Annotated in this window: 12 protein-coding genes; 1 reads left to right on the top strand and 11 read right to left on the bottom strand. The window is 41.6% G+C overall.

Going from position 1 to position 11,538, the window contains the following annotated elements; genetic code table 11:
* Positions 1-60: 60 nt before the first annotated feature.
* From J502_RS03665 to J502_RS03615, 11 genes are all read right to left on the bottom strand, one after another.
* Complete coding sequence (locus tag J502_RS03665) at positions 61-1,032, bottom strand: 2-hydroxyacid dehydrogenase (protein ID WP_005404210.1); 972 nt, start codon at positions 1,030-1,032, stop codon at positions 61-63.
* Between the two features lie 21 nt (positions 1,033-1,053).
* On the bottom strand, positions 1,054-1,728 hold the full coding sequence (locus J502_RS03660) for a hypothetical protein (protein WP_005404211.1): 675 nt from the start codon (positions 1,726-1,728) through the stop codon (positions 1,054-1,056).
* A gap of 131 nt (positions 1,729-1,859) precedes the next feature.
* On the bottom strand, positions 1,860-3,749 hold the full coding sequence (locus J502_RS03655) for a M48 family metalloprotease (protein ID WP_005404212.1): 1,890 nt from the start codon (positions 3,747-3,749) through the stop codon (positions 1,860-1,862).
* Positions 3,750-3,829: 80 nt separating this feature from the next.
* On the bottom strand, positions 3,830-5,368 hold the full coding sequence (gene purF / locus J502_RS03650) for an amidophosphoribosyltransferase (RefSeq protein WP_005014903.1): 1,539 nt from the start codon (positions 5,366-5,368) through the stop codon (positions 3,830-3,832).
* A gap of 24 nt (positions 5,369-5,392) precedes the next feature.
* Positions 5,393-5,980, bottom strand: coding sequence for a CvpA family protein (locus J502_RS03645; RefSeq protein ID WP_005014905.1), 588 nt, complete (start codon positions 5,978-5,980; stop codon positions 5,393-5,395).
* A 3-nt stretch (positions 5,981-5,983) separates the two neighbouring features.
* Entirely contained in the window at positions 5,984-6,988 is a 1,005-nt protein-coding gene (locus J502_RS03640) for a quinone-dependent dihydroorotate dehydrogenase (RefSeq protein WP_005404213.1), read from the bottom strand.
* A 90-nt stretch (positions 6,989-7,078) separates the two neighbouring features.
* A complete protein-coding gene (locus tag J502_RS03635; RefSeq protein ID WP_005404214.1) occupies positions 7,079-7,558 on the bottom strand; it encodes a type II secretion system protein M in 480 nt (159 codons plus the stop codon).
* Complete coding sequence (gene gspL / locus J502_RS03630) at positions 7,558-8,700, bottom strand: type II secretion system protein GspL (RefSeq protein WP_005405096.1); 1,143 nt, start codon at positions 8,698-8,700, stop codon at positions 7,558-7,560. Before gspL ends, J502_RS03635 begins: the two co-directional genes overlap by 1 nt.
* A gap of 31 nt (positions 8,701-8,731) precedes the next feature.
* Entirely contained in the window at positions 8,732-9,187 is a 456-nt protein-coding gene (locus tag J502_RS03625) for a SixA phosphatase family protein (RefSeq protein WP_005404216.1), read from the bottom strand.
* Between the two features lie 67 nt (positions 9,188-9,254).
* Complete coding sequence (locus J502_RS03620) at positions 9,255-10,328, bottom strand: NAD(P)H-dependent glycerol-3-phosphate dehydrogenase (RefSeq protein ID WP_005404217.1); 1,074 nt, start codon at positions 10,326-10,328, stop codon at positions 9,255-9,257.
* Positions 10,329-10,366: 38 nt separating this feature from the next.
* The gene (locus J502_RS03615; protein WP_005404218.1) at positions 10,367-10,942 is read right to left on the bottom strand and encodes a nitroreductase family protein; all 576 of its coding nucleotides are present in this window, start codon (positions 10,940-10,942) and stop codon (positions 10,367-10,369) included.
* A gap of 208 nt (positions 10,943-11,150) precedes the next feature.
* Here J502_RS03615 and J502_RS03610 point away from each other — a divergent pair, with 208 nt between their 5' ends.
* Positions 11,151-11,534, top strand: coding sequence for a hypothetical protein (locus J502_RS03610; RefSeq protein WP_005014919.1), 384 nt, complete (start codon positions 11,151-11,153; stop codon positions 11,532-11,534).
* Positions 11,535-11,538 lie beyond the last annotated feature (4 nt).

Here is an 11,538-nt window from a genome sequence, read left to right as displayed (position 1 = left end):
CATCTTTAGCTAATATAACACTCAACATTGAAGAAAAATGCAGTGAAGTGTTATGAAGCTTTAGTTAAAGTCAGGGTTAACCAGATAGCGTGGAATTTGGCCTTCCAGAGCCTGTACTAAGTTCTGATAAGCCAGCTCGGCCATTTTTTTACGGGTTTCTTCTGTTGCAGAACCCACATGAGGCAGAGTAACAACATTTGACAGGTTAAACAGTTCAGATTCCTGTAAAGGTTCTTTGGTATAAACATCAAGTCCGGCAGCAAAAATCTTGTTCTGTTTTAGAGTATTGATCAGTGCTGCTTCATCTATAACTGAACCACGTGCAATATTGACGAATACAGCATGGGATTGCATCTGATCAAATTCTGCCTGGCCGATGAGAGCTTTAGATTCATGATTTAAGTCGACTGCCATGACTATAAAATCAGAGTGCTGAAGCAGTTCACTCATTGAGCAATATTTTGCTGCAAGAGGCTGGGCAAGTTCAGGTTTCTCACGGCGGTTATGATATAGAATATCCATATTAAAACCATAATATCCACGACGTGCGACTGCCGCACCAATATTCCCCAAACCAATAATACCTAAAGTTTTGCCAAAAATATCTTGACCAAACTGTTCAGTCCCCGCCGTACGTTTCCACTGACCCTGCTTGGTCCATTGGTCCAGATAAGGCACTCTGCGTGCTGCACTCATCAATAAACTAAAAGCCAAATCAGCAGTAGTCTCTGTTAAGACATGCGGAGTATTTGAAAGCCAGATTTTTTTCTGGTTTAGATAATCCACATCATAATTATCATAACCAACACTTACAGTTGAAATAATCTTAAGCTGCTGTGCACTCGCTAGGTTAGATTCATTCAGCACTCGTCCCGAACCAATCATGCCATCAGCATTTGTTACTGCCTGACGGATTTGCTCATTAATATCACCTGATTTAGGATTTAATACCTGAACTTCATATTGCTGTTGCAAACGCTCAAGAATGGTCTGATCAATCTGGCTAAATACAACTACGCGCTTTTTATCCATTTTTGTATTCCTATTTATCTGCTATTCCATCTTTTTATACATAAATTGCCACAGGCGTTTCTTCAGTAACGGTTTATCTAGCATTTCCTGCAAACTGGCTAAACGGATAATTTTTGAATGATTCAGATATGGAATATCACCTAAGCTTAATATTGATTTTTCATAGGCAATAGCATCAATAAAACCTTGTACATAGCAACCTACACCACGATTATCCTGAAAATTGGGCAATGGGAAAGGCCATTCCAACAAACTATACTGCCCTGACAAGCTACGCTGAATATTTAACCATAGCTGTTGCTGCGGCTCAGTTAGACGGGTAGCATTTATTAAAATTGTACAGTGCACCAAACTATAAGCCTGCACACTAAAAGCTTCAACTTCTACTATAGGATTGACAGCCTCTGCAGCATTTGCATCCTTGGAAGCTGCTGGCAGGTGCTCTTTTTCAGCTTGAGGTGGTAGTGTATCAATAGCTACTACCTGCTCAACAATATCCGTGATTTTTTTTTGCAGGTTTTCTGTAGCAGAATCAGGCTTAACATTTTTTACATGATCATGAAAATGTAACGGCTCAACCTTTGCTGTCTGGTCACGCCAGATTGGTGTATTGCCAAGGCGTGCTGATACAGTACCTCGAGGAATCCAGACATCAATTCCTAAAGTTGCCAGTATTTTCCGCTCATGCCCAATCATGTTACTACCCTAATTTTCCTGAAAGCTATTCTAACGGGCTTTTATATGCTTTGCTGTAGTTTCTGGCCGGTTCAGATATTTTATTCATTCATCATGGTGCATATTCTGATTCAATAAAATCGTCACCAGTTTCAAATAATCATGACACTATTCTTCTTTTGCATCTGGTCAATAATTTCTCTGGTTTCAAAACCCAATCGCCAGTAGAGCAACTCTAGTACATCGAGCTCATCTTGGGTAATAATCCGGTCATGCCACAGGCAAAGCTCGGCAATTCCCAGCATGCTTAACCGGTCACGCAGTAATAGCCCCGCAATATCATTTAAAATCTCTGCCAAATCGAGCGGCTCATCAGAAATTTCTTCATATAAAGACAGCTCATCCAGAGTAAGAACCTGTTGTAAAATTTTATATCGTACATCTAGCTGGTTTGGACTGTTAATCTGCTGTACATGCAATAGTGCGTCGACCAGCCGTACAATCTGCGGTTTAGCGTCTTCTAAAGATACAGGCATGTGCAAAGGCATCAGATTTAGCTCATATTTAACTTTTTCGAGCAATAAAGCATCGAGCAGTCCAATTTCACCATCTTCTTGAATAATTTTTGCCAGTCGGGTTAGAAATTGACGGGCAATAGATGCGGGTATATGACCAATATTTTTACAGGCCTCTAAAAAAATCTGGATATGTACACGACCGTCCAGATTCAGCAATGCATCCACAATTGCACGGCTAACTTCAGCTTCTTTAGGAATAAATTCCCGATATTGACGAATCATCAAGATCGCAACCATAACTTCTCTTGACCCAGTAGCAGTCAACATAGCACGCTGGATCAGCTCGGGGCGCTTCATGCCACGACGTATTTCAGGCTTGAGAGGTTTGATTGCATCATTAATAGCAAAGCTGATAGGAGACAAACGTAATAAAGGTAGCGGTTGTGGAGAAGTCCAGGGATTGTAGACTTCGCCATTAATTTCTTCCAGAGAACGAAACAGGCTAAAAAATGGTTGGCTACGCAGCTTTTTCAGGTTTTCAAGCTGTAAGTCTTGTAGTAAGGCAGGATTTAGTTCGTAAATTCTTTCTTCAATATTGGGATGAATATTCATCCAGCTTTGCGGACTCAATGAGTTGGCAAAACACATATGGGCAATTGATTCTGAATATTCACTATGAATCTGTGAACCTGCATGATGCACATAAATTCGGAGTAAGGTCTGAATATTGGCATCGTTTTGAATAAGACGCTTGGTTTTAAAATCATTCCGGAAGGTACGTCCACCTAAAGTCAGATATTTGATCAGACGAGTCACCAACACGCCCAAACTGCCAACCAGCCAGATAATACCTCCTATTGCGACAAACGTTGTTTCAAATTGGTGACGTTTATTGATAGTAGTTTTTCGAAACCCTAATTTGGCAATTTTACTGCCCCATTGGCTAAAAGTAGTCAGGCTACTATAAACGATCTTAAGCCGGGTATTTTCAGCTGTTTCGCCAGAAAGTATCTGGTTAAACTCATGACTGAGTAACCCGTAAAGTTCTAACTCATCGAGGTTTTGCAATGCCCCCCATGTCAACACAATTACAATATCCTGGGGATGGAAGCCAGCGGTTAAAGCATTTACACCGATCTCATCCGGCAGCACATATAAAGTTGGAGGATTGATCATGAACTTTTGTGCCAAATGTTCATTTAAATGAATAGCTACACTTTCCTCAGGTGTGCTTTCAATCAGATTAAGACGCCGAGCTTTTAGCTGTTTAGCAAGCGTATGCCCCCCAGAACGAAATACATAGCGTTCATAGGCAACCGAACCACCCATTACCAGTAATAACAATAAGATCAGATAAGGGCTGAATACATGCCACATGACAGCTTGTTCAGGATCAAAAAAATGAACTATTAGACCCAACAGGCTATTGAGAATAAATATACTTAAAATGATCGCAAGCAGGCAAATGCTCATGGACCACATCATATTTTTATTAGTAATTAAATAATGGCTGACGTCTTTCAATGTAAAATTACCTGATTACATTGTTTTGCCTATCTTAAAGTAAAAAAGCGGGCAAAACCCGCTTTTTAACGTGTTTGCGCTTACTCTTCCCTGATTCCGGTCAAATCAACAGAAGCGGCATCAATATTGACATCGATATATGGGTCTTTACCCTTTTTGGCCATATCGTTTCTCAATTTTTCCAGATCTTCTAGATAAATTTCATCAATATTGCCTGTCACATATATACCATCAAATACAGAACAATCAAACTCGGTCAGATGAGGAACTTTCTTGGTACGAACCGCATCTTTCAAGTCTTCCAGATCCTGGAAAATCAAACGGTCAGCACCAATAATTTCACGCACTTCCTCAACACTACGGCCTGACGCAATCAGTTCAAATTTGGCCGGCATGTCAATCCCGTAAACATTCGGATACATGACTTCTGGTGCAGCCGAAGCAAAAAAGACCTGTTTGGCTCCAGAATCACGTGCCATCTGAATGATTTCGTTACAGGTAGTACCGCGAACAATTGAGTCATCTACCAGCAAGACATTTTTGCCTTTGAATTCCAACTCAACCGGGTTTAATTTTTGGCGTACAGATTTCTTACGCTGCTGCTGCCCCGGCATGATGAAGGTTCGTCCGATATAGCGGTTCTTCATAAAACCTTCGCGGAATTTCACCCCGAGAATATTAGCCAACTCCAATGCAGATGTACGGCTGGTATCTGGAATAGGAATCACCACGTCAATATCATGATTTTCGCCCCATTCACGCAAAATTTTTGCTGCAAGTGTTTCTCCCATGCGTAAACGGGATTTATACACCGAAATACCATCAATAATGGCATCAGGACGTGCGAAATAAACATATTCAAAGATACATGGACGATAAGAAGGGTTCTTGGCACATTGCTGGGTAAATAGCTGACCTTGTGAATCAATAAAGATGGCCTCGCCTGGTGCTACATCACGCTCGATTTTAAAACCCAGCGCAGTAATTGCCACAGATTCTGAAGCAATAATATATTCAGTACCTTCTTCTGTTTCACGTGATCCATAAATTAAAGGGCGAATCCCGTTAGGATCGCGAAACCCGACTACACCATGTCCCGTAATCATGGCTACTACACCGTAAGCTCCCTTACAGCGATCATGCACACGGCTTACAGCATGGAAAATATCTTCTGCACATGGCTCTAACTTGCCACTCTTCTGTAACTCATGGGCAAATACATTAAGCAGCACTTCTGAATCCGAATCAGTGTTCATATGACGCAAGTCAGTTTTGAACAGGTCTTCATGAATGTCTTTTGCATTTACCAGATTGCCGTTATGTGCCAAGGTAATCCCATAAGGTGAGTTTACATAAAATGGCTGGGCTTCGGCACTACTTGATGAACCCGCAGTAGGATAACGTACATGTCCGATGCCGTAATTACCCAGCAAGGCGCGCATATGACGCGTATGGAATACATCGCGTACCATACCATTATCTTTTCTCAAGAAAAGACGTCCTTCATGGCAGGTTACAATCCCAGCTGCATCTTGTCCACGATGTTGCAACATCGTCAAAGCATCAAACAACATTTGGTTAACTGGCGCTTTACCGGCTATACCAACTACTCCACACATAACAACCTCGCAGACAGGCTAGGATTAATAAAAAGGATTATTTGTTGAATGGTTTGAACGCTCACTGGCAGCTGTATCATTGGACTCACGCCGAGAAGGAGAAGATGCAGGCTGTTGTTCAGACTTCATTTCATCTAATGCATGATTCGCCACATTTTTAGAGATTTCAGTTGCCATAGGCGCATAAGGTAATAAGGCTTGTATCAGTCTGGACTGCTTCCAGTGAGGAGAACTTTCCACCCAAGGGCCCAAGCCTTGCATAGTAATCAAGACTACCAGCAGGCCTTTAAGCGAACCAAAAGCTCCACCAGCCAAACGGTTTAATGGACCTAATTTAAAAGTTTTCAGAATACCATTCAGAAATGCGGTGACAATCCAAGTCAGCACAACAATGATCAGGGCAATAAATGCAAAGGCGGCAATTTTCTGGACCACCGGATCATGACTGAGTACCACCATAGAAGGCGCGAGAATATTGGCATATTTTGCACCAATAATCAGTGCAAATACCCATCCTACCAAGTTCGCAAAGGCCTTTACAAATCCTTGTCGCAAACCGTTAAGCCCTCCAATGAGCAGGATAATCAGGATAACTATATCGATGGTATTCATAAATTAATTCATGGCATCAACACAGTCTTTGATCAAATTTGGTCCAGTATAGATAAGACCACTGTAAATCTGTACAAGCTGGGCACCATACTGTTGTTTTACAGCAGCCTGGTTTCCAGACACAATCCCACCCACACCCACCAGAGCGACCTGACCTTTTAGCCTTTTCGCAAATTCCTGCAAACACTGGTTACTTTTCTCAAATACTGGTGCACCAGACAATCCACCGCTCTCATCTGCACAGGCCAAACCCTCTACTCCTTCACGGGATAAAGTAGTGTTGGTCACAATCAGCCCATCAATTTTGAAGATAACCAGCTGGGAAGCAATAAATTCGATATCCTGCTGGCTCAGATCCGGCGCAACCTTTAAAACTAGAGGCACATAATGCTGATATTGCTCTGCGAGCTCAAGCTGTCGGTTTTTCAATGTTTTAAGCAACTCGGTCAAAGCATGACCACTTTGCAGATCGCGTAAATTTTTGGTATTTGGGGAAGAAATATTTACTGTCACATAAGAAGCATAATTATATACTTTTTCAAGACAGGTCAGATAGTCCGAAACTGCATTTTCTACAGGGGTATCAGCGTTTTTACCGATGTTAATTCCCAGAATGCCTTTATATTTCGCTGCTTTTACATTCTCAACCAGCCGATCAACACCATCATTATTAAAACCCATACGGTTAATGATGGCCTTTGCCTCAGGAATCCTAAATAAACGTGGCTGAGGATTACCACTTTGGGGACGTGGAGTAACTGTTCCGATTTCAATAAAACCGAAACCCAATGCAGCTAAAGCATCAATATAAGCGCCATTTTTATCCAAACCTGCTGCTAGACCGACCGGGTTGGGGAATTCGATTCCCATACAGGTCACAGGCTTATGGGCAACTGTCTGATGTCCAATTCCAAACTTATGGGCTGATTTTAGCAATGATAAGGTCAGTTCATGTGCACGCTCTGGTGCTAGCGAAAACAACAAGGGGCGGGCCAGAGAATAGAACATATCAGCAAAAATCTACCGCTTTACAAGTTGCCATATTATAGGCACAGGTTACATAAAAGGCTATGCCTGAACTATGTTTATTTTTACAGCTTATTGCACGGTCACAATGAGCCTGATTTGCTGGTTTTGATTTATAAGCTCCATTTTTTCAATACTTAAACCCATCTGTGCCATTTGGGTTAGGAAGTTGGCTAATACAGCATAATTATCATGCTGCACTGAAATCTGAAGCTGCTTTCCGGTGGCCTGGATACTGGCTGATAACCCCTGCTGTTGAGAAATACGCTGCACTTTCTCTGCCGGCGTTAGCTGCGATTCTCCCGCTGGTTTCATGGTTACTGCATTGGTCTGCATCCAGACCATAAGATCTTTGAGGTCATTTAAACGTTTTTGCTGGTCATCCGCAGCTTGATGTATGGTCCAGAGTGACCATCCAACGGCTGTGACCAGCACAAAGACTGTGGTAAAAATTACCATGATTCTTTCGCGCAGAGAAAGTCCGTCCAGATAGTCTTCTATACGCTCAGCCAGGTTTTTCCATGAATGGTCTATTTTCTCAAATATTTTCATTATTGTACTTTCACCAAACCGATTACTCCCGCCCCCTGGGTTTGTACATTACCAAGTTCAGCTTTAAAACCTTGCTGGTTTAACTGCTGGGTAAGTGCCTGCAACTGTTCAGATGAACTGGCTTTCAAATCAAGACTTAATATTGATGACTCATATCCTACCCGCTCTGCCAGAATCTGCTGCTGGGCCAAGATTGGGCCAACCCGGCTCAAAATTTGCAGTGCCTCAGTATTTGCACTACGGCTCATACGCAATTGGCTTTCAAACTGACTTTGTATATTTTCTTCAGTAATACGGCTATTAGGTCCAAACCAGTCTTGATACTGGTCAATTGCCTGTATCGCAGTCTGATCAGCCAGTTTTTTTAATTTTGACCAGCGTAATACATCATAACTCAACTGTACTATAAGAATGGCACAAAATACTGCTGCACAAGCTTTCCAATAACCAGAAAACTGTTCACTTTTTTGTGCTTTAGGCAAAATATTGAAGGGATGCTGTTTAGGCTTTTTAATAGGCTCGAACTGATAACTAAAGTACTGTCTCTGCTCTTGAGTAGTTACTGCATCTAGTACTATTTGCTGATCTGGTCTCAGCCCGCTACAACGGAAACGGGTCTCCGGATGAATAAATTCCAGATAAACTCCAAGCTCATCTATTGAATTGCCACTAAACTCATTTTCACGTGCAAGTAACCGCTGATGAATATTTGCAAGTATAGTTTCACCGGGATCAGGCTGGGGTAAAACCAGGAAATCTGGCAAAAGTGCAGCAACTTTTAAAGGAAGTAAATTCAGTGAATGCAGTAATGTTTCTACTGAATTCTGTGCGATTCCCATGACTGTTAATCGTTCTTCAGCAGCCTGAAAATAGTGCAGTACTTTTAGCTGATCAATCGGCTGTATTACGTACTCTTCCAGCAGATAGCGTACCCCTTCTGTACCAAGCTGCTTATATTGAGATTTACTCATCTGCTGCTGAAGCAGTTGTAGCCCGCGACTTGGAAAAAAAACAACTGTTTCTTCACCTTGATATATTTTAATTTCCTGAATCAGCTGTTCAAGACTCGAGCTTTCACTCCAGGCATCCCCATTTGACCATTGCCAAACTCCATTGGCTTCTGGCATCCATAAATACAACATTAAGTCTGATCTACCATTTTTCTAATTTATTTTAATGTACTGGAATAAAGTTCTGCTGCTGGACTGCCAGACCATTTGCAATTACGGGAAGTTCATAAATTCGCGCTTCAGCCAGTGCAAAAGGATGGAATGACTCATGAACAAGCTGCTCGGCAATATGTGCAATAACATTCATATGACACACGACAGTAATCGACTGGTAAGGCAGTTGTGCTAGCCAGTCAATCGCATCTTTTGCCTGATCATCTGGTTTAATTTTATCACAGACCAGTACCGGAACATCAGGGAAATTCTTTTGAATATGGACCAAGGTTTCTTGTGCCCGTAATAACGGACTCACAACAAGAACCTCTGGCTTTATTAAATCTTTCAAATATTTTCCAGTTTCCTCAGCCTGTGTATGACCCCGCTCAGTTAAAGGTCGCTTACTGTCAGTTACTTCCGGCGGATGGGCTGCCTCACCATGTCGAATCAGAACTAATTGCATATATTATCCCCATTACTTCAGACCTATCATAACGTTTTTTCATGACATTTATGATACGTCTGGATGATTAGACCTGATTATGTGGCAACACAAATTCTACATCACTGCGATGACCATTTTTCATCAAAGATAAGGCTATTGTTAGTGGCGGTGCATTTTCAAAAATAACTTCATATAAAGCATTAGTGATTGGCATATATACCTCAAGCTCTTGTGCTCGTGTACGTACCTGAACGATAGTATTGATCCCCTCCGCAGTTTGTCCTAATTCCTGCGTAGCCTGTTCTAAAGTTTTACCTTTACCCAGAGCAAAACCCACTTGATAGTTACGGCTGAGTGGACTGTTACAGGTAGCAAACAGGTCACCAACGCCAGACAAACCTAAAAATGTTAAAGGATTAGCACCCAGTTTGACAGCAAAACGGCTCATCTCAGCCAAGGCACGTGTAATAATCATACTTTTGGTGTTTTCACCTACATTATAGGCCGCCGCCATTCCCATCGCGACTGCATAAATATTTTTTAAAGCACCACCAAGTTCTACTCCATGTACGTCATCACTACCAAATACACGAAATAAAGCGCTATGCAAAGCCTGTTGCACCGCATAACGCACCAATTCCGAATGGCTGGCGATTACTGTCCCCGCCGGCATACCTGCCATAATTTCTTTTGCCAGGTTCGGGCCCGAAAGCACTCCATAAGGAACTTCTGGCAACTCATCACGAATAATGTCACTCATAAAGCTAAAGGTTTTAGCTTCAATTCCTTTCGTAAGCGAAACCACTGCCTGCGCACTGATAAAAGGTTTAATTTTTTGTATAACATCCCGAAAAGAATGGCTTGGAATGGCTACCAGAATAATATCACGGTCGCGTACTGCCTCTTCAAGATCAGATACTGCCTGCAATTCTTTCTCTAAAGGATAATCTGGCAAGTAGCGTTGGTTGATATGTGTCCGGTTAATTTCCCGGGCAATTTCTTCATCGCGAATCCAGATCTTGGTATCACAACCATTGCGTACAGAAATATTGGCCATAGCTGTACCAAAACTTCCACCACCCAGTACAGTGATTCTTAATGCAGTTTTACGGTCAATTTCAACAGGTTCAACCAGATCGCTAAACTTCAACTCTGACATTATTTTTATCCTTCATGTTCCATACTATGGAAACAAAATCATTCAGACCAGTAACTTACAAAATTCTGTGTATCTATCTCTGTACGCGGTGCAATTGCTTTAGCTGCTGTACCAATATAGATAATGCCTGAAATTAAATCATGTTCACGCAAATTCAAAGCTTTTTTTAGCAAGCTGGACTCTACCACAGCACCTGAACGCCACATTGTTGAAAACCCTTGCGCTTGCAGGGAAAGCAAAAAGTTCTGGATAGCCGCACCTGAACTTAATGTTTGTTCAAAATAAGGAACTTTTGGGTGATCTTGAAAACGGGTTAACGCCAAGACCAGTAACGGAGCACGCAAAGGATGATTCTTTACCCGTTCAATCTGTGCTGCTTCCATTGTACCCATATCAGCCACTGCCTGTGATAATAGTTCCCCAAATGTTTCGCGCTGCTCAGGTGCAATAACCACAAAATGAGTCGGTTTTAAGCGGTGATGGTCTGGTGCTGTTAATGCTGCCTGAAAGGCGAGTTCCAGCTGCTCTGCATTTGGAGCAGGTTCAATCAAATGTCCAATTGATTGCCGCTGATGAATATTGTGATGAATCAGCTCTACAGTATTGTCTTCCATTAATTTTTAAATATAAAATTCAAGATTAAACTAGATTAGCACAATCTTTTCATTTTATTGAGTTACAGACAATTTGCCAGTAGCGCTTTTAACAGCTTTCACAAATAATATCTATAAAACCTCAATTTCCATACAACCCGTTCAATATGATTCAGAGTAAATATGCTCAAATAGTTCCAATCTTTTAATAATAGTTTTAGGGTGTATGATGAAAAAAATTCTAAGTTTGGGTTCCCTATTCGCTGCTTCGCTCATGCTGACCGCCTGTGCTACCACCCCAAAAAACAGTCTAGCAATTCAGAAGGAAAATAATCAGTATGAAGTGACTGGAATTGGTAAAACCAATATTATTTCTAAAAATAATGCTATTAGTGCAGCTAACAGCACTTGTGGCAGTAAAGCAACTGCTGTAGTTGTAGATGAAAAAACCAGTTATAACGGTGTACTCAAAGGTGTGGTGGATGAGCAGACTGGCCAAATGGTACAAGCTGCTGCTGGTGTTCTTGGTGCGATTACCGGTAACCGTACAGATATCTCCCGCGACGACGATTATCAGACTGTATTAACGTTTTACTGTCGCACTAATTCATAAATAA

The organism is Acinetobacter sp. 1294596, assembly GCF_000582925.1.
GTDB lineage: Bacteria > Pseudomonadota > Gammaproteobacteria > Pseudomonadales > Moraxellaceae > Acinetobacter > Acinetobacter radioresistens.
This window is presented reverse-complemented; position numbering and strand designations above follow the sequence as displayed.